Origin of the sequence: Natronococcus roseus (genome assembly GCF_043677095.1) — an archaeon.
Taxonomy (GTDB): domain Archaea; phylum Halobacteriota; class Halobacteria; order Halobacteriales; family Natrialbaceae; genus Natronococcus; species Natronococcus roseus.
Genome location: NZ_JBHLJR010000005.1, coordinates 331,802 through 355,581, shown reverse-complemented (window position 1 = coordinate 355,581; position 23,780 = coordinate 331,802). Strand labels below are relative to the sequence as shown.

The following is a 23,780-nucleotide window of genomic DNA, read 5'->3' as shown; positions in this document are numbered from 1 at the left end:
CGCGTCGCTCAGACGCGCGTTTCGAGCAGCTTCTCCTCGTCGTCGATTCGGCGGTTGTGCAGCGCCCGCCCGCTCGAGCGATCGAAGAGATGGATCGCGGACTCGGGCAGTCGGGCGGCGTAGCGCTCGTCAGCTTGAACGTGGCGCATCCCGTCGACGATCGCGTTGATCGACAGCTCGCTCCCCTCGAACGTCGCCAGCAGGTTGTTCTCGTTACCCATCGGCTCGACGACGTCGACCGTGACCGGGAACGCGTGGTCGTCGGTCGCCTCGTCGAGAATCTCGACGTCCTCCGGGCGAACGCCGAGAACGAGTTCGGTCTCGCCCTCGAGCTCCTCCCGGATCGACGCCGAGAGCGGGTACGACAGCTCCGTTCCCTCGAGGACGAGCTCGTCGCCCTCGAGGGTCGCGTCGAAGAAGTTCATCGATGGTTCGCCGATGAAGCCGGCGACGAACAGGTTCCGCGGACGGTGGTAACACTCGAGCGGCGTCGCGACCTGCTGCAGTTTCCCGCCGTCGAGGATGGCGATCCGATCGCCCATCGTCATCGCCTCGGTCTGGTCGTGGGTGACGTACACCGTGGTCACGTCGAGGTCGTTCTGCAGGCGCTGAAGCTCCATGCGCATCCCCGCTCGGAGCTTCGCGTCGAGGTTGCTGAGCGGTTCGTCCATCAGGAACACCGACGGATCCCGGACGATCGCCCGCCCCAGCGCGACCCGCTGTTGCTGGCCGCCCGAGAGTTCTCCGGGCTTTCGATCGAGCAGCTCCTCGATCTCGAGCAGTTCGGCGGTGCGCTCGACGGAGTCGTCCATCGTCTCGGTGTCGAGGTCGGTCGACTCCTCGAGGCCGAAGCGCATGTTCTCCCGGACGGTCATGTGGGGGTACAGCGCGTAGCTCTGGAACACCATCGCGATGTCCCGTCGCTGGGCCGGCACGTCGTTGATGATTTCGTCGTCGATCGCGATCGCGCCCTCGGAGATCGTCTCGAGGCCCGCGACCATCCGCAGCGTCGTCGACTTGCCACAGCCGGAGGGACCGACGAGGACGAGGAACTCGCCGTCGTCGATCTCGATCGATACGTCGTCGACCGCGACGATCTCGTCGTCGCCGTCTGCGAAGCGCTTCGTTACGTTTTCGAGCGTGAGAGTTGCCATTGGTAGTGAGTGTGTCGTGGTCGTCTACGATGCACCGGTGATCCCCTTCGCGAACTGCCGTCCGAAGACGACGTAGATGAGGATCGTCGGCAGAGCGGCGATGAAGGCGCCCGCCATCTGGATGTTGTACTCCTGAGCCATCGATCCCTGGAGCTCGTTTAGCGACTGGGTCACGACGTAGTTCGACCGCGAGGTGACGAGCACCAGCGCGAACAGCAGATCGTTCCAGACCTGCGTGAACTGGTAGATCAGCGTCACGGCGAACATCGGCATCGACAGCGGGAGGACGATCCGCTTGTAGATCCCGAAGGCGCTGGCGCCGTCGATCTTCGCCGCCTCGATCATCTCGTCGTCGAGCGTCTTGTAGTAGGATCGGAACAGGATCGTACAGATCGGGATCCCGTAGGCGGTGTGGGTGACCGTCAGCTCGATCAAGTCCGCTCGGTTCGCGAGAAACGGCGCGAACGCGAGCAGCCCCGCGAGGTCGACGGCCGACCAGAACTGCCGTAGCGGCACCAGCACCGACTGATAGGGCAGGAAGACCCCAGCCAGAAAGAGCACGAGGATTCCGATCTGCCCCCGCCAGGACAGCTTCGTCAGCCCGTAGGCCGCGAGGCTACCCAGCAGCGCCGACAGGATCGTCGCCGGAACGACGAACAGCAGGCTGTTGACGAGCCCGCCCTGCATCGTCGCAAAGGCCAGCTCCCAGGGCTCGAGGGTGAACCACTCGGGGGTCGGCGGCGCCAGCGGCGTCGTCTGGACGAACCCCGTCTGGGTCTTGAACGCCGTCGTCAGCCCGCCCCACAGCGGGGAGAGGTAGAACGCGATCAGACCCAGCAACACCGCGTACAGCGCGGCTCGCTGGCTATCGATCGTCTCGAGAGTCGTCGCGAGTCGGCCCTCGCTCGAGGCCGATTCGGATCGCTCGGCAGCGGTCATCGGTGGTCACCCCCGCGACCGGGTTCGGTCGTTCGACTCCGTCGCACGGATCGTCCCGTATATCGTTTCATCAGAGATCACCTCGCTTGTACTGCATGTAGAGGTACGGAGCGACGACCGACAGCGCCATCAGGAAGAGGACGGTCGCGACCGCCGCGCCGTAGGCCCACTCGGTTCGCGAGAACGCGACCCGGAACATCATCACCGCGAGGATGTCCGCGGATCGCCCGGGCGTGTCGCCGAACATCACGAAGATGAAGTCGAACGCCTTCAGCGCGAACACCATCAACACGACCGCGGCGGAGGTCGTCGACGCGCTGAGCTGGGGGACGATCACGCGGCGGTACATCCGCAGCGAACTCGCACCGTCGACCTTCGCGGCCTCGTAGTGGGCGTCGGGGATCGCCCGCAGCCCCGCGAGGTAGACGACCATCGCGTAGCCGCTGAACTGCCAGGTCAGCGCGAAGATGATCGCCGCCAGCCTGGTCGTCGGATTGCCGATCCAGTCCATCGTCAGGAAGTCGAGCCCGATCGTACTGAGGAAGACGTTGATCGTCCCCGTCGAGGGGTTGTACATCCACGACCAGAAGATCGCCGTGACGACGAACGACAGCGCCATCGGTAGCAGGTAGATCGTCCGGAACGTGTTCTCGAAGCGGATGTTCTGGTCGACCAGGATCGCCAGCACGAGTCCGATCGCCAGCGAGACGACCGTGAATGCGACCAGCAGGACGACCGTGTTCCGAAACGCCGCGATAAACGAGGGGTCGTCCGGCATCTGTCTGTACATCTCGAGCGAGAGGCTCGTGTAGTCGGGCTGGGCGAGCCCGCTCCAGTCGGTCAGCGAGATGAGCAGGTTCCAGCTGACCGCGCCGTAGACGAACAGTCCGACCAGCAGCGCCGGCGGCAGCCAGAACGGAAGCGCCTGTACGGCGTCGCTGTGGCGCAGCCGCGAGGTCCTGCTTCCGCGACTCGAGGTCGTCCCCCCGTCCGCCCTGAGCGTCCGCTCGTCGTCTTCGGAGCCGTCCGTCCGTCCGCGGCGAATACGATCGAGTAGCCGACGTATATCAAATCCCATAAAATATCGTCGTGACTCCTCAGAAGATTCCGATCAGATCCTCGGTGGTCTCCTCGGGATCCCAGTTGTCGGTAAACACCGCGAACGCCTCCTCGACCTCGCTGGCCTGTCCCGGCTCGAGCCCGCTCCCGTGGGAGATCGACGTCACCTGCTCGTCGGAGTCCTCGAAGTCGTCCATCTGGTCCTGGAGGAACGGCGGGAACTCGTCGGTCGGGACATCGGTTCGTGGCGGGATCGACCCCTTCGGCGGGTTGAACCGCTCCTGGGCGTCGACGGTCGAGCAGTACTCGATCCACGCCTCGGTCGCGTCGGGCGAGGGGTTGTTCGCCGGCATGACGAACGAGTCCATCACCATCGTGTACACCTCCTCGGTGCCGGGGAACGGGATGTAGTCCCAGTCCTCGCCGTACTCGAAGTCGTCGGCGCCCTGGTACTCGCCGGCCGCCCAGTCGCCGTTGTGGTGGAAGGCGGCGTCGCCGGTGATCACGTCGGCGTTGGCCTCGTCCCACGAGACCGTGCCGGCGTCCTCGTTGTAGTACTCGCTGGTCTCCTCGACGAGTGCGAGCGACTCCTCGATCTCGGCCTCGAGTTCGGCCGCCTCGCCGTCGAGGAACTGCTGGAAGGCGTCGACGCCGTGTTGGCCGGTGAACACGACCTCCCAGAGCTGGAGCACGCCCCAGGGCTCCTGGGTCTGCTGGGTGAGCCCGACGTAGCCCGCGTCGTCGGCCGCCTCGAGCGCCTCGAGGAACGCTTCCGGGCTGTCGACTCCCTCGGGATCGACGCCAGAGTCCTCGAGCACCTCGACGTTGTAGAAGACGTTGTTCAGGCGGTGGATGTTGATGGGTACCGCCACGATGTCGTCCTCCGGACTGGAGACCTCGAGAACGCTCTCGAGGTACTCCTCTTCAGCCCCGTCTTCCCACAGCTCGCCGACCGGCTCGAGCGCCCCCTCGTCCGTGTAGGTTCGAAGCGCCTCCCCGGGCCAGATCTGGAACGTTCCCGGCGGATCCTCGTCGAGCACCCGGGTCTGGATCTCGGCGTCGATGGCCGCGCCGGCCCCACCCGGCGCCGGGTTCGACTCGACCGTGTACTCCGTCTCCGATTCGAAGCCGTCGACCAGCGCCTCGAAGGCCTCCTCCTCGCCGCCGGCAGTCCACCAGTGGACGACCTCGAGGTCGCCGTCGTCGTCCCCGTTCCCGTTTCCGTTCCCCTCGTCGTCGATCTCGTCCGGATCCTCGTCCTCGGCGCACCCTGCCAAGGCCGTCACACCGGCTGCACCTGTCGCTAGCAGATACTTGCGTCGTGTAACTGTCGTTCTGCTTACCATGACCTATTACAGGTAGTGTTTCCATGCCTAATAAACTTACTTATCTTTAACTCAAGATTGAGTAGCTCTCCGCTATCCTTCGATATTGGCCGTTTGAGCTGCAGGTCTTCAGACGAGGCGGGATCGGGAGCACGGAATCAATCCCGATTCACGCTCCGACGGGTTCCTCGATCCGAAGGTGGAGAAGGGAACGCGAAACGTGGTTATCGCTGCTGGAAAAGCGCGAGTAGATTCCTAGCTGTCGCGGACTTTTCGCTATCGTCGGGACGAGAGACCGGAACCGCCCGACTCTCCGAGATCCCCTCGGTCTGTCCGATCGTAAGCGTCGCCGTTCGGTCGCCGACGGACAGTTCGTACTCGCCAGCCTCGACGACCTTCGGCTCCGTTCCGGGTACGTCACCCGGAACGACCTCGAGCGTCGAGAGGTCGAGTTCGACCGTAACAACCTCGGAATCTCCCGCATCGACCTGCACCCGTTCGAATCCGACGAGGCGTCGGTGGGGTTGGAGAACGGAACCGTACGACTCCGTGTTGTACACTTCGACGACATGTTCGCCGTCCGTATCGCCCGCGTTTTCGACGGTCACTTCGGCCGCAACGGTCGGTTTCGACGAGGGAGAATCAACCGTGCTCGTCGAGAGGGAGAGTCCCGAGTACTCCCAGTCAGTGTAGGAGAGCCCGTGTCCGAACTCGTACTGGACCATGCCGTCCTCGGCGCCGACGGACTGACGGGGCGGGTAGTCGTCGTAAAACAGCGGCGTGAATCCGACGTTCGACTCCCACGTGAACGGCAGCTTGCCCGACGGGTTGTACTCGCCGAACAGGACGTCAGCGACGGCAACACCGGTATCGCTTCCGGGCTGTCCGGCGAACAGGATCGAATCGAGGTGCTGGAACGTTTCGTCCGTTCCTCGCGGGCTCCCGGCTAAGATGACGCCGACGAGCGGTACCTCATCCTCGAGTTCGTCCGCAAGCAGCGCAACGAGTTCCTGCTGTGCTTCCGGAAGCCGCATCCGGTCGCGGTCACCGAATCCTTCGTTGTGGGGTCCCTCGCCGAGGACAACGATGGCGGCACCGGTCGTCTCTGCAGCATCACTGATCGCGTCCGATTGTTCGTCAGTGAGATCGAACCGTCCGTTCTCGAAGTCCTGAACGGTGCCGTACGGATCCGCCTCGAACGACGTTGGAACGTGGGTGAACCGATCGCCGAGCCGGTCGGAGAGTTTGCCCGCAATCGTGTTCTGGCGCGGTCGCGGGCCGTCTTCGGTCGGTTCGCCTTCCTCGACGCCCTGCCAGCCAAGCGTCCAGCCGCCGTGTTGCATCAAGAACCGGTTCTCGGTACCGTTATCGATACCCGGACCGGTAAGCAGCACCTCCTCACTGCCGTCGAGCGGAAGCGTTCCGTCATCGTTCTCGAGCAGGACCACTGACTCCTTCGCGAGCTGTTCGGAGATGTCCTGTGCGCCGCCGACGAGAGCTTCGATTTCGGTTTCGTCGGTGTACGGTTCCTCGAGAAGTCCGACGTCACGTTTCAGCTCGAGGATTCGTCGCACCGATTCGTCGATACGCTGTTCGTCGATCTCGCCGTCCTCGACGAGTTCGATCGTCGTGTCGATGAACCGCGTCGGCGGGGTATCGGCGCCGCACATACACATGTCGATCCCCGCTTCCAGTCCGCCCCTGACGGCGCGTCGCCAGCCGTCCTCGGTGTCGGGTGCGTACTCGTGGTTCGAGATCTTTCGCTCGAAGTCGTCCCAGTCGGTGAGGATGACGCCATCGAACTCGTAGTGTTCTCGGAGAACCGTCGTGAGCAGCCACCCGGAAGCGTGTGCGGGTTTTCCGTTGACGGCACCGCTGTTTACCATCACGGTCTTTGCCTCTTCGAGCGCGCGTTCCTGGGGCGGGAACTGTCTCGTACGAAGGTCACGAAGCGACGTTCGAACGTGCGCTCGGTCGTTGCCGATGTTCGGCGTCCCGTAGCCGCTGAAGTGTTTGACCGTCGCCGCAACTCGGTCGTGGCACTCGAATCCGCGGGCACGAACACGCGCCATCTCCCCGAGAAGCATCGCATCCTCGCTGTGTCCCTCGAAAAACCGCCCCCAGCGCATATCCCGAAGAAGGTCGGCAGTCGGGCCGAAGTTCCAGTGACCACCCATCGCGGCGACCGACTCGCCGGTGTGCGTCGCAGCGGCTTCGACCAGTTCCAAGTCACGCGTCGCGCCCATGTTGAGTCGCTGTGGGAAGCTCGTACAGCCGTCGAGGAAGCAGTTCCCGTGCAGGGCATCGCCGCCCCAGATGAACGGTACGCCGTGGTCCGTGTTCTCGACGTTGTACTCCTGGAGGTCGTTGAGTCCGCTCACGAACTCCGTTCCATCCCGGGTCGGTCCCCACGATCCGCCGTGTAGGATCGACCCGATGTAGTGCTCGCTGAACAGATCACCGATCGTCTCGACGTCGTCGTGCGTTGTGAACGCTTCCTCCGGATCGAGCCCTTCCCCGTCCTCGCCGAGCGCGACCTGGGTCATCTGTCCGACTTTTTCGGCGAGGCTCATCTGCTGGACAAGTGTCTCGATCTCCCGGTTTCCCTCGTCCGCTCCGACGGTGTTTGCACCGGCTCCCACCGCCGCTGTCGTTGCTCCGGTTGCTTTCAGGAACGTTCGTCTCGACGTATCCGCCTTCGCTCGCTCGTGATCCTCGTTTCGATCAGTCGACATGCGACCTATGATAACTTACAACAGTATAAATAATCTTTTACGGAATAATCAAATAGTACCGATATAGTTACCAGTTGAATTCTTTTCCGAACGGAAATTCACATATGGACGGCTGACGGTAGCTTCCGAAATCACTCGTAAAGCTTCTCTTGACACCCCCTCAGCTGTCAGGAGCGGTACCGGTAGTGACTGTTCAACCCGACGGCACGGCACCACCGGTCGATTCGCCGCGCGGCCGTGACCGATCGATCTCGACTCGTGACGGTCACCGGTGCTGAGAGTTCGGTCGCGGAAGACGTAAACCGAATCGCGCTCGAGACCAGCGTGGATGGACGACGCACTGCGGTACCCGCTTCGCGGCGAGCACGGCGAGAAGGCGCTGCTCGTCGCCTGGCTCTGCGTGTTCGTCCACTCGATCGCCGTCCCCGTCCTCGCGCTCGTCCCGCTGGCGGGGTATCTCGTCTCGGTGTTCGCCGCGGCGCCCGATCCGGATCCCCCCTCGGCGCTCGAGCGGGGCGTCCTCTCCCGTGGCGTCGGCGCGGCCGTGCTCGGACTCGCCTACCTCGCCGCGCCGCTGCTCGCCGCGGGCGTGACGTTCCGATTGTTGCTCGAGACGACGCGAGCGCCGACGGGCGGCGACGCCGTCGTCGTGCTGGCCGGTTCGACGGCCGTGCTGTTCGCCCTCGCGGTCGCCGGCTACCTATTCCCGATCGGGATCGGAAACTACGCCCGTACGGGTTCGCTCCGGGCCGGCTTCGGCGGCCTCGGCGACGCGGCGGGCAACGCCGCCTACTTCGTCGGCTGGTGTTCCGGAGCGATCGCCTTCCTGCTCGGAATCGCCCTCTCGAGCGCGCTCGTCGAGATGGGCGGACTCTCGCTCGTCGTCGGCTCGCTGGTCGGCGCCTACGCGACGCTGGTCGCGACGCGACGGATCGCGCGGGGGTACGTCGCCGCGGTGGAGTGATCGGCCCGTCGCCTCGTTTTCCCTTTCCTCTACTCGAGCCCGTCGTCCTCGAGCGCACCCATTGCGAGCCAGGCGTTCGTCAGCGGGTGGTAGCCCGGCTCGACGGCCGTCCCGCGGTTCGGGTCGTCGCGCTCGTGGTCGCGGGTCAGGCGCTCGTACCAGTTACCGTACTTCGGGTTCCGGAGGTGCTCGAGCGAGTATTCCCAGAGGCGGTCGTACCAGTCGGCGTAGGCGTCGTCGTGGCGGCTCAACAGGGCGCTCGCGCCGATGGCCTCCGTGTGGACCCAGCCGTACTTGTCGGGGACGATCGGCTCGCCGTCGGCCTCGACCGTGTAGTAGAGCCCGCCGTGCTCGTCGTCCCAGCCGAGGTCGATCGCGGCGTCGAACAGTTCGATTGCCCGCTCGAGGAGCCACGCCTCGGACCGGTGGTCGGCGAGCAGGGCGAGGAGCTTCGCCCACTCGGCGTGGTGGCCGGGCTGGTAGCCCGGCGGGCGAAACTGGTGGCGCGGGCTGTCCTCGTTGTACGAGAGGTCGGGCTCCCACGCCTCGGTGTAGTGTTCCCACAGCAGGCCGTCGGTCGCGCTCGTCACCTCGCGGGTAAAGCAGTCGGCGACGGTGTAGGCGCGCTCGAGGAAGCGATCCTCGCCCGTCGCCTCGTAGGCCGCGAGCAGCGCCTCGCAGGCGTGCATGTTCGCGTTCTGGCCCCGATAGCTCGCGAGCTCCCAGTCGGGCGAGGCCCGGTCGGCGTACAGGCCGTGTTCGGGCTCCCAGAACCGCTCCTCGAGGACGGCAAAGGCGCGCTCGAGTTCACCCCGTCCGCCGGGAATCCCGGCCTGGTGGGCCCTGGCTCCGGCCAGCAGCGCGAACGCGTGGCCGTAGCAGTACCGCGTTCGGTCGGTCGGCTCGCGGCCCTCGAGCAGCCAGTCGTACCCCTCGCGGTCGGCGTCCCAGTGGGCCGTCGAGAGGAATCGGAGGCCGTGTTCGGCGGCGTAGCGACACCAGTCGGGACCGTCGGCGAGGACACCCAGGCTGAAGTTGTGGACGCCCCGGGCGGTCGCGACGAGGTGTCTCGTCTGCGAATCGTAGACGTGGCCGTCGCGTTCGTCGAGCTGGGCGACGTAGCCTCCGACCGACGTATCGATGCAGGCCGGGTAGTAGAAGTTCAGGACGTCCCGAAACTGGTGGCGAAGCCCCGTTCGGGTCCGGTAGACGTTCATGGCTGGTCGTATCCGACGGGATCATATAGTGATTCGGTCGACCGACCGTGACCGACAGACGAGTGACATCGAGGAGCGACTCGTTTCGATCGACACGGCAAACACGAGCGAGGTGACGGCCACCGCTGCTACTCCTCGAGGAGTGCCAGTATCCGGGTGACGTAGGGGCTGTCGTCCCAGCTTCGGTGCGAGCCGATCGCGCCGATTAGCATTCTCGCCTCGCCGTGGTTCAGATGGCCGTTCCGAACGTAGTCACGGACGGGTCGCGGCGTCGGGACGATGCGCGGCCCGTCGAGGACCGCGTGGATGAGCGGGAAGTTCGTCCCCCCGAACTCGTCGGTCAGAAAGCCGTCGACGCCGAGCGCGTTCGCGAGAGCGATCCCGTCGGTCTCGCCGTCGTCGAGGCCGAACGTCGGCCGTGAGTCCGCGGCATCGGAGCGTTCGTAGGGGTCCTCGACCGAGTAGTGGTCGCGGGCCGCGAGGACGTTGCTCGCAGCGGCGCCGTGGACGTCCCGATACTGCGCAATATCGCGGAGTTCCGTGATCACCTCCGGCGGCACGAACACCTCACACGACGTGAGGAGGCACTGGAGCGGGTCCGGGGCCGTATCGGTGTCGTAGTCCGCGTCGGCGCGGGGCACGGCGAGACTGACGAGCGCGCTGGTATCGGCGACGACCGTTCGGAGCCGCGGCCGGCCGCTCATCGATCGTCGTCCGCGGGATCGATCGTCACCGCGTCGCCGTCGTAGACGTCGACGTCGTCGGGAGCAGCGAGATCGAGCGGTTCGTCCTCGAGGTCGGCTTTGAGGAGTCGGAGTCGCTGGGCGGTCTCGGCGCCGACCAGCTGTTTGACCGTCTCGAACTCGAGCCGGTCGTCGTAGTACTTCCTCGCGACCAGCTCCTGAAACGTCTCGCTGTCCGCGGTCTCCTCGATGTACTGACGGATGGCCTCGACGAGGAGATCCGTTCGGTCCGTCTCGAAGAGTTCCGCGATCGCGTCGAGCCGGTCGACGAGGTACTCCGGCGACTGGAAGTGGACGCGTCGGGGATCGTCGCTCGCACTCATGTTATGTGCAACTTTTGCACATGGGTCGATAACCCTTTCGGTGCTTGTGCAACGTTTGCACATTCGATCCGAACACCCGCCGTCGAACGTATCGATCTTCCGTACTATGCGTTCCGTCGTCGACGATGGTACGGACCGATGGTTTCGAGCCGCTCGCGTGGCAGATACCGTTCGTTCCGATCGGCACCCTCGGAGACGACAGCTCGAGGAACGGCCGTCGGGTTCTTGGCGTCGCCCCTCGAGCGCCCACCTTCTTTAGGACCCCCTGAGTGGTCGGACACATGGAGTTCGGCATCATCGGTACGGCGGGAATCGCGCGGAAGTCGGTGCTGCCCGCGATCGAAGCGAGCGAGCACGCCGTCGGCGCGATCGCCTCGCGCGACGACGATCGAGCGCGGGCGTTCGCCGACGAGTTCGACGTTCCCCGGAGCTACGGCGCGTACGAGGACCTGCTCGAGGACGGCGGGATCGACGCCGTCTATATTCCTCTGCCGAACACCGCCCACGCCGAGTGGACGATCCGAGCCGCGGACGCCGGCCTGGACGTGCTCTGCGAGAAGCCGCTGGCAGTCGACGCCGACCAGGCCCGCGACGTCGCCGCCCACTGCGAGGATCGCGGCGTCACGCTGATGGAGGCGTTCATGTACCGCTACCACCCGCGAACCGAGCGCGCGATCGAACTCGCCCGCGAGGAACTTACGGACATCCGCTCGGTCTCGGCCGCGTTCAAGTTCCCGCTGTTCGACGATCCCGACAACGTCCGCCTCGATCCCGACCTCGCGGGCGGCTCGCTGATGGACGTCGGCTGCTACGCCGTCTCGGCCGCCCGCCAGTTCCTCGGCGAGCCCGACCGGGTCTACGCCCACACCCACGACTCCCGGGCTGTGGGCGTCGACACTGAACTCGCCGGCATCCTCGAGTACGACGACGGCGCCTCGGCTCGGATCGCCTCCGGGTTCGACACGCAGAAAGTACAGCGCTACCGCGTCGAGGCCGCAAACGGCTGGCTCGAGGTCGCGGACGCTTTCGACGCACCCCTCGAGGAACCGCTCGAGCTGGAGTACCGGATCGACGGCCGTCACGCCGTCGAGACGTTCGATCCCGTGGATCACTACCGCCTGCAGGTCGAGCGGTTCGCCGACTGCGTCGAATCGGGTGCGCGGCCCCGGACCGACGCCGACGAGGCGATCGCGAACATGCGGGTGATCGATGGGCTCTACGAGAGCGCCGAGCGCGGGGAGCTCCGGGCGCTCCCCTGAGAGAACTCAGTGCGTCTCGAGCAACAGTGACTCACAGAGGGCGTCGGTTCCCTCCTCCTCGCGCAGCCGGCGCTGCCGTTCGGCGCCGCTCTCGCGCTCGTAGATCTCGCGGATCCCGTCGATCCCCAGCCGTTCGCACTCCCGGTCGACGAGCTCGCCGAGGTCGACGGTTCCCTCGAGGTCACGGTCGATGAGGGAGACGTCCTGGCCGTGGCGGATCGCGCGCCACTTGTTCTCGTCGAGCAGTTCCCGGCGGTGCTGGTGGCCGGGGGTCCCGTCCTCGTACTCCTCGGCGAGGACCTCGACTAACGCGCGGGCGTACTCGACGAACGCCATCACGATGTCGGGGTCGGCCTGGCCGTCCGGCGTCCGCAGCTCGACGGTGCCGTGGGCCGTGTGGGGCCGAACGTCGTACCAGAGCTCGCCCCGGTCGGCGATGGCGTCCGTCTCGAGCATCCGTCGTTCGAACCGGTCGAAGTCGTCGAAGTCTTCGAAGTGGGTCGGCATTCCCGTGTTCGGTAGCGCCTCGAAAATCTTCGCGCGAGCGGACTGAAGCCCGGTGTCGAACCCGTTCCAGTACGGCGAGTTTGACGAGAGCGCGAGCAGGATCGGCACGTACCAGCGCAACTCGTTGGCGATCCAGACCGCCTTATCGGCGTCGTCGACGCCGACGTGGACGTGGACGCCAGCGGTCGTGTTGCGGTGCTGGGGGTACTGGATCCGGTCGAGCTGGGAGCGGTATCGGGGTTTCTCGGCGTGCTCGAGTTCGCGCCACTTCGCCAGGGGGTGCAGTCCCGCCGCGGCGATCCGATAGCCGTGGGTCTCGGCGTGGTCGGCCAACGCCTCTCGAACCGAAAGCAGCGAGTCGCGGGCGTCGCTCGGTTCCTCGATCAGCGGGGTCTGGCTCTCGATGACGAACTTGAACAGCTCGTGGTCGAGCCGTCCCTCGAGGATCTCGGGCGGATCGTGCTCGTAGACGAGGTCGTCGGTGCCGCTCGTCGGGCGGCCCCGTTCGTCGACGACGTAGAACTCCTCCTCGATCCCGAGGGTACCCATGCGCGTAAACGATTCCGGCGACCCGCGTTCCATTGGCTCCCGTTTTCGGCCGCGGCGATAAATACCGTTTGGACTTGGCGGGACGGTGGAAACGCGCCGCCGAAGCCCTAGTCGTCGGCCGGCGTCGCTCCGGCCGCACCGCCGGCTGCCGGTTCGCCGAGCATCTCCCGGAGGTCGGCCTCGGGCTCGCCGATCGGCCGCAGGCCGAACTCCTCGTGGAGCAGTTCGACGTTCGACTCGGTGAGAAACTCCGGCACCGTCGGCCCCAGCCGGATATCCTCGACGCCGAGGTAGAGCAGCCCCAGCAGGACGGCGATCGCCTTCTGCTCGAACCACGACAGCACCACCGACAGCGGGAGGTCGTTGACCCCGCAGTCGAACGCATCGGCGAGCGCGCCCGCGATCTTGACCGTCGAAATCGAGTTGTTACACTGGCCGAGATCGACGTAGCGGGGAATCTCGGTGCCGGGAACGGTCCCCATCTCGAGGTCGTTGAACCGGAACTTGCCACAGGAGGTCGTCAGCACGACGCAGTCGTCGGGGATCCCCTTGACGAGTTCGCGGTAGTAGTCCCGCCCGGGCGTCGGCCCGTCACAGCCCGCGACGACGAAAAAGCGCCGGAGCTTGCCGGACTCGACGGCGTCGACGATCTCGTCTACCCGGTCGAGGACGGGCTCGTGGTGGAACCCGGTCGTGACGGTCTCGTCGCTCTCCCAGTCGACCGCCGGCAGCTCATTGGCCCTCTCGATGACGGGTTCGAACGCGTAGTCGTCGATCGACTCGACGCCCTCGAGTCCGGTCAGCCCCGTCGTGAAAAAGCGGTCGCGGTACTCCTCCGTCGGCGGCTGGACGCAGTTGGTCGTGCCGACGATCGCGCCGGGAAAGTCCTGGAAGAGGAGTCGCTGATCGTGCCAGGCGCCGCCGACGTTGCCCTTCAGGTGGTCGAACGCCGCGAGCTCGGGGTAGCCGTGGGCCGGCAGCATCTCCGAGTGGGTGTAGACGTTGATCGGCTCGTCCTCGGTCTGCTCGAGCAGTTTCTTCAGTCCGTAGAGGTCGTGGCCCGTGACGAGGATCGACTTCCCCTCGACGGCGTTCTGGGAGACCTCGGTCGGCTCCGGAACGCCGAGTTCGGTCGTGTGGGCCTCGTCGAGCAGTTCCATCACGTCGACGGCGGCTTTCCCGGACCGCATCGCGAGGTCGACGTGGTCCTCCGTGTCGAAGTTGACGTTGGTCAGCGTCGAGTACAGCGCCTCGTGGACGAGGGCGTCGACGTCGGGATCGCGGTAGCCCATGTCGCGGGCGTGGGTCGCGTACGCCGAGATCCCCTTGAGTCCGTAGACGACGAGTTCCTGGAGCCCGTTGATGTCGGGCTCCTTGCCGCAGACGCCCCGAACCGTACAGCCACCCTCGGGCGTTTGCTCGCACTGGTTGCAGTCCATACTCGAGTTACGAAACGGCGACCACATAACAGCCGAGCGCGATTCCCGCGGGCTCGTAAGACCCGCAAAACGGGTTCGGGTTGGAGTTTATGTACCCACGTTATGACGGTCAGCGAAAGCGGACCGATCGGCCGTCGAACACCTCTCCTACGAACGCGATCCGACCCGACTACCGCGGGCGCGCGACGATCCCGAGGTGGTCCGCGTGGTAGTCGTCGAGCCGACGATACTCGAGAACGTCGTACCCCTCGGACAGCTCGTCGCGGACGTCGGCGAAGACGTCGCCGGGCTCGCGAGTCACGTCCTCGCTTCGAGCCTTGACCGCGAGCACCAGTCGGCCGTCGTCGGCGAGAAACCGTCGGTTCTCGAGGGCGACCCGTGCCTGGCCACGGGTCGCGACGTCCTGGATGAGGACGTCGACGTCGCTCTCGACGACGTGAGCGTACGTCTCGGGTTTCCGGGCGTCCTTGAGCAGCGGAAAGAGGCGGGAGCGGGAGTCGGCGGTCTCGAGGAGGTCCCGAACGGGCCGAGCCGCGAACTCGACGGCGTAGGTCGGGCCCGCGACGTCGGCGACGTGGCTGACGGTCGTGCCGCTGGCGGCGCCGAGATAGAGCACCGTCTCCTCGTCGCCGCCCGCGAGGCCGGTGTCCATCCCGAGCTCGAGCATCGCGCCGAGCTTCGACCGGTTCGGGTTCCAGGCGCGCCACTCGCCGTCGGTGGGCTCGCCGTAGACGGGCTCACCCCGCGTCGCGAGCTGTTCCTCACCGTCGAACTGACGGCGTTCGACGCCCGCGGGAAGCTCGTCGCTCACTCGTCGTCACCCCCGCTCTCGCCGCTTTCGTCATCGGCGGTTCGGGACTGAATCGTCTCGATACGCTCCTCGAGTTCGGCCTCGAGTTCGGGCTTGCGCTCGCCCGAGTAGTGATCGACGCGGGCCGCGATCGAGAGTTTGCCCGCGACCGCCCGCGCCGCGGAGCCCCGCTCGTCGGGGTGGGTGCCCCGTACCGCGTCGTGGGTGTAGATGATCCCGTGTTTCGGCGAAGAAGCGTGGCCCCGGAGGTGGGCGAAGAGGGCGTCCTCGGCGCCCAGCACCTGGACGGTTCCGCTGGGTTTCTTCGCGAGGGGCTCGAGGCCGCCGGCCAGCGAGATCAGCCGGGCCGCAAGCACGGGGCCGGCCAGCGCCGCGAGATTGGGGGCGACGGTCGGCGTCTCACGCTCGACGTACTCGCGGAGCGCCTCGGCCTCGTCGGCCAGCGAAACGACGCGCTCGGCTAGCGAACGAACCCGCTCGTGGTCGACGTCGCGCTCGGCGTCCTCGCCGGCGATCGCTCGAGCGTAGTCGACGCCCGATCCCGCGTCGGGATCGATCGTTCCCGCCCACTCGGCGAGTCGCTCGGCGAGTTCGTTCGCGGTTCTGGTACAGTCGTCCATCGTCCGCACCGCGTGGACGAGCTGTCGATCGTCGGCTCGTTCGGCTCGCTCGACAGCCTCGCGAGTCGCTGCCGTCGTCGCCTCCTTGAGCCGGTCGTAGTACTCCGCCTCGTCGCTCGCGAATCCCGCCCCGACCGCCAGGTTCGGCCAGTCTGCGGGCTCGGCGGCCGACCCGTCCGCGATCGCGACAGCCGCGCTCTCGCGGTCGCCGGCCTCGAGGTCGGCGAACCAGCCGCCGTCCGCGGGTGTCTCCTCGGTCATACCTCTCCTTGCATCTCGCGGCCGTAAGTCGTTCCCGATCCCGTGACGGGTGTCCGTCGACGAACCCGTTACCCCTCCCGATCGTCGATCCTGTCTATCGGGTCGGTCGCGTTCGCCTCCGGCAGGATATCCCCGAGCGCGGCGCCGAAGGCGCCGGCCGTCCAGATGACGGTGATCCGGCCGACCGCCTCCGCGGTCGTCGGCTCCCCCTCGAAAATTCGCCCCCACATGATCATCAACCCCGTCACTGTGACGAGCGACACACCCAGAATCCCGATTAGGCGGCGGGGAACGAACCCGAAGATCGGGTCCGCCACGCCGACGTCGCGGATGTCGGTCCAGTAGATCAGGGCGGTCGTAAGCAGCCCGACGAACAACACGTTCGAGATCAGGAAGATCGGGACCTCCGAGACGGTGGCCCCGGCGAGGTACTCGGCGATCTCGAAGACGCCGTCCTCGACGAGCAACGGGAGCGAGAGGAGGACGCTGCCGACGAACGCCTCGGCCATGTCGCGGGTCGTGTAGCGCTTGATGCCGTTCTCGACCGTGTAGGCACCCGGTACGCGGTGGGCGGCGTGGATTGCCTTTCGAACCTTTTTGCGCTCGTCCGGATTGTCGACGTACTCCTCGAGCTCCTCTAACTGCTCGACGAGCCGCTCGAGTTCCGGGTCCGTCGGGCGTTCCTCGGGCTCCGACGACTCCGTTCCGTCGACTCGGGTTCGGGACTCTCGATCGCGCATTCGAGACGAACGTCCGACGGTGGAAGCAAAAGGACGTCGACTCCGCGGGGGAGCGGTCGCAACCGCTCGTCGACCGTCAGACGCCGAACGCCGCCCGGAGCATGTCGCGGCTTCCGGGACCGAGGCCGACGGCGACGACGGCGACCAACAGTAGGTACGCGAACTGCGGACTCTCCTCGAAGATCTCCTCGTTGAACAGCCAGATGATGAACACGGGCGCGGCGAGCTTCAGGAGCGCGAAGGGCCACGCGCTGCCGATAACCTCCGCACTCTGGGGGAGCAACGCACTGGTGTACGTGACGATCGCGTCGTTGACGGGGTGTTTCGGCGTGTAGGTCATCCCCCAGACGTGCGACCAGTCGAGCATCAGCTGGTTCGCGAAGCCGTCGACGGCGTGGGCCCAGATGATGACGATCCCCATGTACCGGGTGCCTGCGTTCAGATCGGGCGCGAACCGCTCGATCCCGAGCCAGACCAGCGCGGTCGAGACGGTGGCGGCCGTAAGCACGATCGCCGGGATCGACGGGTAGAACGTCGAGTACGGCTGCGTCGCCGCGGTGTATCCGAGGAAGCCGAGCGTCGCCGCGAGCGCGACGGCGCCGACCCCGAACAGCGGGTACTCGTAGCCCGAGACGTACTCCCTCCGCTCGAGCCAGACCCCGGCGACGATCGCGACCAGCGCGACCAGGAAGACCGTGACGTAGATCAGCGGGCTGATCAGAAAGCCCGACCACGGCAGCTCGATCGCCAGCTCACCCGTGTCGCGGTAGGCCGCGACGTTCGCGTCCTCGACGGTTCGCAGGGCGCCGCCGAACAGCATGAACGGGAACAGCGCGAAGAAGCCCGCCCGGTAGCGCTCGATCTCGAGCCAGTCGATGATGAAGTAGATCCCGATCAACAACAACAGGAGCGTCGGGATGTAGCCGGCGTACGAGATCGCCGTGTAGCCGGGCTCTGCGGTCGGCCCGGCGTTGGCGCCGGCCTCGTTACAGGGTAGTTCGGCGCCGTCGGCCCACGCGACGCAGTTCCAGCCGTGAGCGTCGGCGACGACTGGCCCCCAGTAGTACTGCCAGATGAGATCGACGTACACTCGCTGTGGAAACGCCACCGCGAGGGCGACGACGGCGACAGCGAGCACGACGACGGTCGCGGCCCAGATTTTGACGGGCCCGAACCGTTCGATGTACTCGTCCATACCCGATACCCGTGGGAGCGACCGCTTACCGTTTCCGGTTTGCACTCCGAGAAAAACCGCCCGGCTACGGGTCGATCGCTCGCGCGGCCTCGAGCAGCTCGTCGTGAACCGCGCCGTTCGAGGCGACCAGCCCCTCGCTGTCGTGGCGCCAGCGCTCGCCCTCGAGATCGGTCACCTGCCCTCCGGCCTGGCGGATCGCATGGACCCCCGCGACGGTGTCCCACGGGTTCGCCCGCAGGTTCGTCGTGATCCCCTCGAGGGCGCCCGAAGCGACCATCGCGAGGCCGAGCTGGGCGCAGCCGAACCGCCGCATATCGCCGAATCGGGTGACGATCTCCCGGTTCGCCGCGGCGTACTGGTCGCGGTGGTCGAAGTCCCACCAGAACGTCGGCGAGACCGTCGCGGCCTCGGGGTCGGCACAGTCGCTGACCGCGATCGGCTCGTCGTTCCGGAACGCTCCCTCGGGACCGCTTCGGTACTCGTCCTCGAGGGCCGGACACACGATCGCCGCGCCGACGGGTTCGCCGTCGACGACCGCCGCGACGGCGGTCCCGAACGCCCGGATCCCCCGAACGAAGTTGTTCGTCCCGTCGATGGGGTCGACGATCCAGGCCGGACCCGACTTCGGAACCGCCTTTAGCTCGTCGTCCTCCTCGCCGACGACGGGATCGTCGGGGTAGGTCTCGCGGATCGCCTCGATCACCGCGACCTGGGCCTCGCGGTCGGCCCGCGTAACGACGTCGGTCTTGCCGTTTTTCGTCTCGACGTCCAGGCTCGTGCGAAACGCGTCGCCGGCGATCGCGGCGCCCGCTCGAGCCGCGCGGACGGCGGTGTCGGCCCGTCGGTCGAGTTCGTCGGAGTCACTCATTGGGCAGTCTCCGTGCTCGACGTCAAAAAGGGATCACGTTTCGACCCGCCCCTCGGCTCGAGTCGGCGTCCGTGGAGCGACGGTTCTCAAGGGGAACTGACCGCAACTACCGCAGTAGATGTTGCACAAGTTCGTTATTCAGAAATCACGTGAAATTCGCGTTAGGTATAGACGAGGGGGACTACGTATCAGTTCGGTCCGGCCACTCTTTCTGCGGAGGCACGCGCTGTCGGCCGGCCGAGCGTAGCGAGGGCGGTCGAGGATATCGTGCGAGGGATGAGCGAACGAGCACAGCGAGTGAACGAATCGGTTGGGGAGGGTGTGGCGATCCCCTGTGTTCGTGCGAGCAACGTCTGCTTCTATCGGTATTACCGCGAAAGCCCCTGCCGTTCTCGGGCGTTCTGACTCGCTGCGCGCGCTCCCTGCAGTCGCGTGCTTGCGTCGTCGGAACGCCCGAGAACGCCAGCCCCTTTCAGTCCCACCCGTGGTGGTTGGTCGGCACTGCAGATTCAACGCCAAACCGTACAGTGGCTACTCGTCGGTTGTGTTGCGTAGAAGTTTGCGAGGGCAAGAGACTCGCTCTTGCCGCACTGGTTGCCAGTGCGAGGGGAGGGAATCGAACCACGGTCGCAGGAAACCTGCTCCCTGATTCGATCCCTCCTGCATCTCGCTCCGTGCGATTTTGCACTTTGCTGCGATGCGAGGGGAGGGGATCGAACCCACGAACGTCTACACGAGCGGATCTTGAGTCCGCCGCCGTTGACCGCTTGGCTACCCTCGCACGCAGTCGACGGTTCGTAGCTGTCGTATGAATACCCTGCGGTTTCGTCTACACCTCGAGCCGGCGCTCGAGGCTGCTTCGCTCCGCTGATCTCCCGCCGAGAGGCTCGAGGAGGTGTCGCGCGCCGCAGTTGTGACACGCGTATCCCCCGTCGACGTGGGCGAAGAGGCGCTCGCCACAGCTCAGACAGCGTCCGTCCGAGTGCTTCATTGGCGTGACAGTCTTCCCCTCGGGGAATAAGCATTCCGACAACGGATTGCGGTTCTGGCGGAAGCGAACAGCCGTCGAGCGAAACGCACGGGACCCTCGAGCCCGAACGGTCACGCGATGGGAGTCGAACCGCTCGCGGACCGCACCCGACCGACGACCGACCACCGATGACCGACCACACCCGAGACTACACGGTCGCGCCGCCGATTTCGGGCTCGCCGACGGGGTGGGATCCCGACCGCGGGTCGTCCAACGGCTGGGAGCACGGCACGCTCCGGCGGGCCGTCGTCCACGGCGTGCGCCTGTTCAACGACGGCGAATTCCACGAGTCCCACGACTGCTTCGAGCTCGAGTGGTACAACTACGGGCGCGGGACGACCGAGAGCGCGTTTCTCCACGGGATGGTCCAGGTCGCCGCCGGCGCCTACAAGCGCGCCGACTTCGGGGACGACGGCGGGATGCGCAGCCTGTTCCGGACGGCGCTGCAGTACCTCGAGGACGTTCCCGACGACTACTACGGCGTCGACGTTCTCGAGGTCCGGGAGACCATGGCGGCGGCCCTCGAGGATCCGACGCGGATCGACGGCTGGCGGATCCCGCTGGACGGCGAGCGACCGACCGCGCGGGCGATCGATCGGGAGTACGCGGCCGACCTCGAGAACGGGCCCTGACGACCGCGTCGATAGCTCGAGACGGCGCGAGCGCTATCGGACCGAATCACATTTGAAGCCGAAGTTCGTACGACTGGTAATGAAAGTTGCACAGCTCGGGACAGGAACGCCCGAGATAGCGGTCGTTGCGGGAATCCACGGCGACGAACCCTGCGGGGTTCGCGCCGTCGAGCAGTTGCTCGACGAGAACCCGACCGTCGAGCGTCCGGTCAAGCTCGTGGTCGCCAACGAGAAGGCCCTCGAGCGGCAGGTCCGGTTCGTCGACGAAGATCTCAACCGGGCGTTTCCGGGCGATTCGGACGCCACTACTCACGAGGGACGACTCGCCGACGAGCTCGTCGACGAGCTGTCGGGCTGTTTCACGTTCTCGATGCACTCCACGCAGAGCCACGCCGAACCGTTCGCGATCGTCAACCAGGTCGACGAGCGGGCGAAGTCGATCTGTCCGCAGCTGCCCGTTCAGGCGATGGTCGAGACTAGCGAGTTCGCCGAGGGACGGCTGTTCTCCGAGATCGAAACCGTCGAGGTCGAGTGCGGGCTCCAGGGGTCGGAGACGGCGGCCCAGAACGCGCTTCGTCTCACCCGGTCGTTCCTGACGGCCGTCGACGCGCTGCCGGGCGATACGGTCGGGCGCGACCTGCCGGTCTACCGGCTGGTCGACTCGATCCCGAAGGGTGAGGCCGACAGCTACGAGGTGTTCGTCGACAACTTCACCGAGATCGAGCCGGGCGATCCGTTCGCCGCCGCCGACGGCGACACGCAGGTCGCGACCGAGTCGTTCTACCCCGTTCTCATGTCCTCCTACGGCTACCGCGACGTCTTCGGCTACGCCGCCGAGAAGCTCGATGTCGTGACGACCTCGAGCGCGGCCGATTGACGACCGGTCTCTACACGTGGACACGGGAGGTTCATCGGCTACCGGCTCGAGCATCGGTTTTCGGCTCGAGTCAGTCCGCGAAGCTCCGAGATACGCACAAGTTTCCCCGAGTGAGGAGGATTGATGCCTCGCCGTCCCCTTCGAGCGTACATGACAGCGACAGCACTCCTCGCGGTCGCGTTCGGGGAGCTGTTCCCGAACGGGATCAGCCACTACGCGATCGGGGGTCTCCTCGTGGGGCTCGGTACCGTCGTCATCTATCTCGGCACCGGTATCGCCGCCGGCGCGAGCACGTTCCTCGAGTCGACGCTCTCGTACGTCTCGAACCTCTCGCGATTCCAGCGGTACGTCCCATCGCGGGACTGGCGGGTCGTCTTCACGCTGGGGATCGTCGCCGGCGCGGCGATCTACGCCGTCACGTTCCAGTCCGGACTGATCTCGAGTTCGCTCCACCAGCCCGCGACGACCGGCCAACTCTACGATGTCGGCGGGCTGACGCTGTGGATGACCGAGGTTCAGCCCTGGCGGCTGTTCGTCGGGGGGATCCTCATCGGGATCGGCACCCGCGTCGGCAAGGGCTGTACGTCGGGTCACGGCGTCTGCGGCGTCGGATCGGCCTCGAGCGCCTCCCTCGTCGGCGTCGCGACGTTCCTGCTGATCGCGATCGGGGTCGCCCAGCTGGTGCAGGCGCTGGGGGTGAGTCCCTGATGAGCGGGATTCGAGCCGTGCGAGAATCCCGGAGACGCGAGCGGCGAGCGAAGCGAACCGCGAGCGACGAACGGGGGTGCCAGCGATGAGCGCCGACCACGAGCAACACCCGCTGTTCATGCCGCTGGTGTTCGTCGGCGGACTGATCTTCGGGTTCGGGCTCGGGTTCAGCCACATGGCCCAGCCCGAGATCGTGCTGAACTTCCTGCAGTTCGAGGACTTCGGGCTGCTGTTCGTCATGGGCGGGGCGGCGGTCGTTACCGGGATTACGTTCTTCGGCATCACGTACGTTCGAAGCAGCGCACCGTTTACTGGCGCACCCTACGCCCGTCGGCTGAAGACCCTCGACCGAAACGTCGTCCTCGGCGGCGGCATCTTCGGCGTCGGCTGGGGGCTCTCCGGGATCTGTCCCGGCGCGGCCTACGCCAGCCTCGGTGTCGGGAACGTCGCGATCCTCTACGGGATCGTCGGCATGTTCCTCGGCGCCTACGTTCAGGGCTACTGGCGGTCGGCCCGGGCTGAGGGCGACGCCCCGGCGTCGACGGCCGACTGACGACGGCGGTTCGAACCGCGGCCCGATAACCGGGGACGTAAGGTCTATCCGCGTCACGGCCGTAGCCGGAGTATGGACTTTCCACCGAACCAGGGGCTCGATCAGGACGAAGTCGACGAACAGGTCGCCGACGTGCTCGAGGAAAACGAGGTCGTCCTCTTCATGAAGGGGACGGAGCTGATGCCACAGTGTGGCTACTCCCGCCGAGCGCTCGGGCTGATCGACCAGTACCGCGACGACTACGAGACCGTCGACGTCCTCGACTCGCTCGACGAGTACCGAGCGGCCCTCGAGGACCACAGTGGCTGGGAGACGATCCCACAGACGTTCGTCGACGGGGAGTTCGTCGGCGGCTCGGACATCCTCGCCGAACTCGAGGAGCGCGGCGAACTGGCCGAGACGCTCGAGGCCGACGAATAACTAGCGGCGAGACCGAATTGAATTTATTCCTTTTCGAAATACCCGAATTTAATAGCAGGTCATATAAGCCACGCGACCGTACTGGGTACCAGCGACCGCTCCACACCTTCCCACTATGTCCACAGAGGAATCCAGACACGTATATCGGCTGCATTCGACCCTCGAACTGCCCCTCGAAGACCTCCACGACCACATCGACGAGGCGACGTACCCCGACGGGGTCTCGGACGTCGAGATCACGCGGCGAAACAACACGCTCATCCTGAAGGCCGTCGCCGAGGACGAGACGGTAAGCAAGTACACGCCGACCGCCCAGCTCAAGGCCAGCGTCACCGAGAACCGGGTCTACGAGGAAGATCCCGACGAGCGACACAACTCCTTTCGCTGGGACGAGGACGAGGAGGACGAGATCGAGTCCGAACTCGTCGAGTTCGCCGCGTTCAAGGGCGACCGCGAGACCGTCCTTCAGAACTCCCTGCTGCAGTACGAGATGTTCCTCGTTCTCTGTGAGATCGCCGAGGCCGCCGAGAAGGGCACCCTGACGGCGATCGCCGAGTTCGACGGCGAGCTCGAGGCGACCCGGATCGTCGAGGGCGAGCCCCGGCCGGCCGACATCGAGGTCGTCGAGGGGCCCCGAGATCACAGCTCGAGCCAGGGCGGCGTCAACTGGCGGGACAACAAGTTCATCAGCGACTGAGGCTCCGCAGGAATTCGTCCGCAGACGAAGCGAGACTAACTCCTCGTATCGACCACCGGTCGGTCGTACAGGGTTTCCGTCCACCTACTCTGTACGGATCGTGCTCTTCTCGAGCACTGCTTACGCCACAGCTACCGAACCGGACCGATCCGGCA

24 protein-coding genes and 1 tRNA gene are annotated in these 23,780 nt (G+C 66.0%); 8 read left to right on the top strand and 17 right to left on the bottom strand.

The annotated features are described in order from the left end of the window. Positions 1-8: 8 nt before the first annotated feature. The 5 genes from ACFEMD_RS15805 to ACFEMD_RS15785 form a co-directional block, all read right to left on the bottom strand. Positions 9-1,154 carry an ABC transporter ATP-binding protein gene (locus tag ACFEMD_RS15805; protein ID WP_394742126.1) on the bottom strand — a complete coding sequence of 382 codons (1,146 nt, stop codon included), beginning with the start codon at positions 1,152-1,154 and terminating at the stop codon, positions 9-11. 24 nt (positions 1,155-1,178) lie between these two features. Further along, positions 1,179-2,093: a carbohydrate ABC transporter permease gene (locus tag ACFEMD_RS15800; RefSeq protein WP_394742124.1), complete on the bottom strand. Its 915-nt coding sequence runs from the start codon at positions 2,091-2,093 to the stop codon at positions 1,179-1,181. Positions 2,094-2,163: 70 nt separating this feature from the next. Next, entirely contained in the window at positions 2,164-3,171 is a 1,008-nt protein-coding gene (locus ACFEMD_RS15795) for a carbohydrate ABC transporter permease (protein ID WP_394742122.1), read from the bottom strand. A gap of 19 nt (positions 3,172-3,190) precedes the next feature. Further along, positions 3,191-4,498 (bottom strand): ABC transporter substrate-binding protein, encoded by a 1,308-nt coding sequence (locus tag ACFEMD_RS15790; protein ID WP_394742120.1) that lies wholly within the window; start codon positions 4,496-4,498, stop codon positions 3,191-3,193. A gap of 203 nt (positions 4,499-4,701) precedes the next feature. Continuing rightward, positions 4,702-7,212 carry a glycoside hydrolase family 3 protein gene (locus ACFEMD_RS15785; RefSeq protein ID WP_394742119.1) on the bottom strand — a complete coding sequence of 837 codons (2,511 nt, stop codon included), beginning with the start codon at positions 7,210-7,212 and terminating at the stop codon, positions 4,702-4,704. Positions 7,213-7,540: 328 nt separating this feature from the next. On the opposite strand from ACFEMD_RS15785, the gene ACFEMD_RS15780 reads away from it, so the two are divergent. Then, positions 7,541-8,176 (top strand): DUF4013 domain-containing protein, encoded by a 636-nt coding sequence (locus ACFEMD_RS15780; protein WP_394742118.1) that lies wholly within the window; start codon positions 7,541-7,543, stop codon positions 8,174-8,176. Between the two features lie 29 nt (positions 8,177-8,205). Here ACFEMD_RS15780 and ACFEMD_RS15775 read toward each other — a convergent pair whose 3' ends face one another. The 3 genes from ACFEMD_RS15775 to ACFEMD_RS15765 all read right to left on the bottom strand — a co-directional run bounded on the left by ACFEMD_RS15775 (position 8,206) and on the right by ACFEMD_RS15765 (position 10,459). Next, entirely contained in the window at positions 8,206-9,393 is a 1,188-nt protein-coding gene (locus ACFEMD_RS15775) for an AGE family epimerase/isomerase (RefSeq protein WP_394742116.1), read from the bottom strand. A gap of 128 nt (positions 9,394-9,521) precedes the next feature. Continuing rightward, complete coding sequence (locus ACFEMD_RS15770) at positions 9,522-10,097, bottom strand: hypothetical protein (protein WP_394742114.1); 576 nt, start codon at positions 10,095-10,097, stop codon at positions 9,522-9,524. After that, complete coding sequence (locus ACFEMD_RS15765) at positions 10,094-10,459, bottom strand: hypothetical protein (RefSeq protein WP_394742112.1); 366 nt, start codon at positions 10,457-10,459, stop codon at positions 10,094-10,096. Before ACFEMD_RS15765 ends, ACFEMD_RS15770 begins: the two co-directional genes overlap by 4 nt. Before the next feature lie 281 nt (positions 10,460-10,740). Between ACFEMD_RS15765 and ACFEMD_RS15760 the strand changes: the two genes are divergently transcribed. Then, on the top strand, positions 10,741-11,718 hold the full coding sequence (locus ACFEMD_RS15760; protein ID WP_394742110.1) for a Gfo/Idh/MocA family protein: 978 nt from the start codon (positions 10,741-10,743) through the stop codon (positions 11,716-11,718). A 6-nt stretch (positions 11,719-11,724) separates the two neighbouring features. On the opposite strand, the gene ACFEMD_RS15755 is transcribed toward ACFEMD_RS15760, so the two are convergent. The 9 genes from ACFEMD_RS15755 to ACFEMD_RS15715 form a co-directional block, all read right to left on the bottom strand. Then, entirely contained in the window at positions 11,725-12,807 is a 1,083-nt protein-coding gene (locus tag ACFEMD_RS15755) for a glutamate--cysteine ligase (RefSeq protein WP_394742108.1), read from the bottom strand. A 74-nt stretch (positions 12,808-12,881) separates the two neighbouring features. Further along, positions 12,882-14,213, bottom strand: a complete 1,332-nt coding sequence (hcp, locus tag ACFEMD_RS15750) for a hydroxylamine reductase (RefSeq protein WP_394742107.1) — start codon at positions 14,211-14,213, stop codon at positions 12,882-12,884. Positions 14,214-14,382: 169 nt separating this feature from the next. Continuing rightward, on the bottom strand, positions 14,383-15,024 hold the full coding sequence (locus ACFEMD_RS15745; RefSeq protein ID WP_394742105.1) for a fibrillarin-like rRNA/tRNA 2'-O-methyltransferase: 642 nt from the start codon (positions 15,022-15,024) through the stop codon (positions 14,383-14,385). After that, a complete protein-coding gene (locus tag ACFEMD_RS15740; RefSeq protein ID WP_394742104.1) occupies positions 15,021-15,905 on the bottom strand; it encodes an NOP5/NOP56 family protein in 885 nt (294 codons plus the stop codon). The genes ACFEMD_RS15745 and ACFEMD_RS15740 overlap by 4 nt, the downstream gene beginning before the upstream one ends. A gap of 68 nt (positions 15,906-15,973) precedes the next feature. Beyond that, the gene (locus ACFEMD_RS15735; protein WP_394742102.1) at positions 15,974-16,645 is read right to left on the bottom strand and encodes a DUF2391 domain-containing protein; all 672 of its coding nucleotides are present in this window, start codon (positions 16,643-16,645) and stop codon (positions 15,974-15,976) included. 76 nt (positions 16,646-16,721) lie between these two features. Further along, the gene (locus tag ACFEMD_RS15730) at positions 16,722-17,840 is read right to left on the bottom strand and encodes a DUF63 family protein (protein WP_394742100.1); all 1,119 of its coding nucleotides are present in this window, start codon (positions 17,838-17,840) and stop codon (positions 16,722-16,724) included. 64 nt (positions 17,841-17,904) lie between these two features. After that, a complete protein-coding gene (locus ACFEMD_RS15725; protein WP_394742098.1) occupies positions 17,905-18,708 on the bottom strand; it encodes an inositol monophosphatase family protein in 804 nt (267 codons plus the stop codon). A 698-nt stretch (positions 18,709-19,406) separates the two neighbouring features. Continuing rightward, positions 19,407-19,489, bottom strand: a tRNA-Leu gene (locus tag ACFEMD_RS15720). Positions 19,490-19,537: 48 nt separating this feature from the next. Then, on the bottom strand, positions 19,538-19,699 hold the full coding sequence (locus ACFEMD_RS15715; protein ID WP_394742096.1) for a hypothetical protein: 162 nt from the start codon (positions 19,697-19,699) through the stop codon (positions 19,538-19,540). A 167-nt stretch (positions 19,700-19,866) separates the two neighbouring features. Between ACFEMD_RS15715 and ACFEMD_RS15710 the strand changes: the two genes are divergently transcribed. The 6 genes from ACFEMD_RS15710 to ACFEMD_RS15685 all read left to right on the top strand — a co-directional run bounded on the left by ACFEMD_RS15710 (position 19,867) and on the right by ACFEMD_RS15685 (position 23,625). Further along, positions 19,867-20,370 carry a DUF309 domain-containing protein gene (locus ACFEMD_RS15710; protein WP_394742094.1) on the top strand — a complete coding sequence of 168 codons (504 nt, stop codon included), beginning with the start codon at positions 19,867-19,869 and terminating at the stop codon, positions 20,368-20,370. 79 nt (positions 20,371-20,449) lie between these two features. Then, a complete protein-coding gene (locus ACFEMD_RS15705; protein ID WP_394742093.1) occupies positions 20,450-21,247 on the top strand; it encodes a M14 family metallopeptidase in 798 nt (265 codons plus the stop codon). A 150-nt stretch (positions 21,248-21,397) separates the two neighbouring features. Further along, positions 21,398-21,955 carry a YeeE/YedE family protein gene (locus tag ACFEMD_RS15700; protein ID WP_394742091.1) on the top strand — a complete coding sequence of 186 codons (558 nt, stop codon included), beginning with the start codon at positions 21,398-21,400 and terminating at the stop codon, positions 21,953-21,955. 85 nt (positions 21,956-22,040) lie between these two features. Continuing rightward, complete coding sequence (locus ACFEMD_RS15695) at positions 22,041-22,508, top strand: DUF6691 family protein (RefSeq protein ID WP_394742088.1); 468 nt, start codon at positions 22,041-22,043, stop codon at positions 22,506-22,508. Positions 22,509-22,580: 72 nt separating this feature from the next. Continuing rightward, the gene (locus tag ACFEMD_RS15690; protein ID WP_394742086.1) at positions 22,581-22,928 is read left to right on the top strand and encodes a glutaredoxin family protein; all 348 of its coding nucleotides are present in this window, start codon (positions 22,581-22,583) and stop codon (positions 22,926-22,928) included. Between the two features lie 115 nt (positions 22,929-23,043). Then, complete coding sequence (locus ACFEMD_RS15685) at positions 23,044-23,625, top strand: DUF7110 family protein (protein ID WP_278292685.1); 582 nt, start codon at positions 23,044-23,046, stop codon at positions 23,623-23,625. Positions 23,626-23,780: the final 155 nt, after the last annotated feature.

Bases quoted from the DNA above. Each gene is read 5' to 3' on its own strand.
- ACFEMD_RS15805 (WP_394742126.1), bottom strand. From the start codon at position 1,154: ATGGCAACTCTCACGCTCGAAAACGTAACGAAGCGCTTCGCAGACGGC.
- ACFEMD_RS15800 (WP_394742124.1), bottom strand. From the start codon at position 2,093: ATGACCGCTGCCGAGCGATCCGAATCGGCCTCGAGCGAGGGCCGACTC.
- ACFEMD_RS15795 (WP_394742122.1), bottom strand. From the start codon at position 3,171: ATGGGATTTGATATACGTCGGCTACTCGATCGTATTCGCCGCGGACGG.
- ACFEMD_RS15790 (WP_394742120.1), bottom strand. From the start codon at position 4,498: ATGGTAAGCAGAACGACAGTTACACGACGCAAGTATCTGCTAGCGACA.
- ACFEMD_RS15785 (WP_394742119.1), bottom strand. From the start codon at position 7,212: ATGTCGACTGATCGAAACGAGGATCACGAGCGAGCGAAGGCGGATACG.
- ACFEMD_RS15780 (WP_394742118.1), top strand. From the start codon at position 7,541: ATGGACGACGCACTGCGGTACCCGCTTCGCGGCGAGCACGGCGAGAAG.
- ACFEMD_RS15775 (WP_394742116.1), bottom strand. From the start codon at position 9,393: ATGAACGTCTACCGGACCCGAACGGGGCTTCGCCACCAGTTTCGGGAC.
- ACFEMD_RS15770 (WP_394742114.1), bottom strand. From the start codon at position 10,097: ATGAGCGGCCGGCCGCGGCTCCGAACGGTCGTCGCCGATACCAGCGCG.
- ACFEMD_RS15765 (WP_394742112.1), bottom strand. From the start codon at position 10,459: ATGAGTGCGAGCGACGATCCCCGACGCGTCCACTTCCAGTCGCCGGAG.
- ACFEMD_RS15760 (WP_394742110.1), top strand. From the start codon at position 10,741: ATGGAGTTCGGCATCATCGGTACGGCGGGAATCGCGCGGAAGTCGGTG.
- ACFEMD_RS15755 (WP_394742108.1), bottom strand. From the start codon at position 12,807: ATGGAACGCGGGTCGCCGGAATCGTTTACGCGCATGGGTACCCTCGGG.
- hcp (WP_394742107.1), bottom strand. From the start codon at position 14,213: ATGGACTGCAACCAGTGCGAGCAAACGCCCGAGGGTGGCTGTACGGTT.
- ACFEMD_RS15740 (WP_394742104.1), bottom strand. From the start codon at position 15,905: ATGACCGAGGAGACACCCGCGGACGGCGGCTGGTTCGCCGACCTCGAG.
- ACFEMD_RS15735 (WP_394742102.1), bottom strand. From the start codon at position 16,645: ATGCGCGATCGAGAGTCCCGAACCCGAGTCGACGGAACGGAGTCGTCG.
- ACFEMD_RS15730 (WP_394742100.1), bottom strand. From the start codon at position 17,840: ATGGACGAGTACATCGAACGGTTCGGGCCCGTCAAAATCTGGGCCGCG.
- ACFEMD_RS15725 (WP_394742098.1), bottom strand. From the start codon at position 18,708: ATGAGTGACTCCGACGAACTCGACCGACGGGCCGACACCGCCGTCCGC.
- ACFEMD_RS15715 (WP_394742096.1), bottom strand. From the start codon at position 19,699: ATGAAGCACTCGGACGGACGCTGTCTGAGCTGTGGCGAGCGCCTCTTC.
- ACFEMD_RS15710 (WP_394742094.1), top strand. From the start codon at position 19,867: ATGACCGACCACACCCGAGACTACACGGTCGCGCCGCCGATTTCGGGC.
- ACFEMD_RS15705 (WP_394742093.1), top strand. From the start codon at position 20,450: ATGAAAGTTGCACAGCTCGGGACAGGAACGCCCGAGATAGCGGTCGTT.
- ACFEMD_RS15700 (WP_394742091.1), top strand. From the start codon at position 21,398: ATGACAGCGACAGCACTCCTCGCGGTCGCGTTCGGGGAGCTGTTCCCG.
- ACFEMD_RS15695 (WP_394742088.1), top strand. From the start codon at position 22,041: ATGAGCGCCGACCACGAGCAACACCCGCTGTTCATGCCGCTGGTGTTC.
- ACFEMD_RS15690 (WP_394742086.1), top strand. From the start codon at position 22,581: ATGGACTTTCCACCGAACCAGGGGCTCGATCAGGACGAAGTCGACGAA.
- ACFEMD_RS15685 (WP_278292685.1), top strand. From the start codon at position 23,044: ATGTCCACAGAGGAATCCAGACACGTATATCGGCTGCATTCGACCCTC.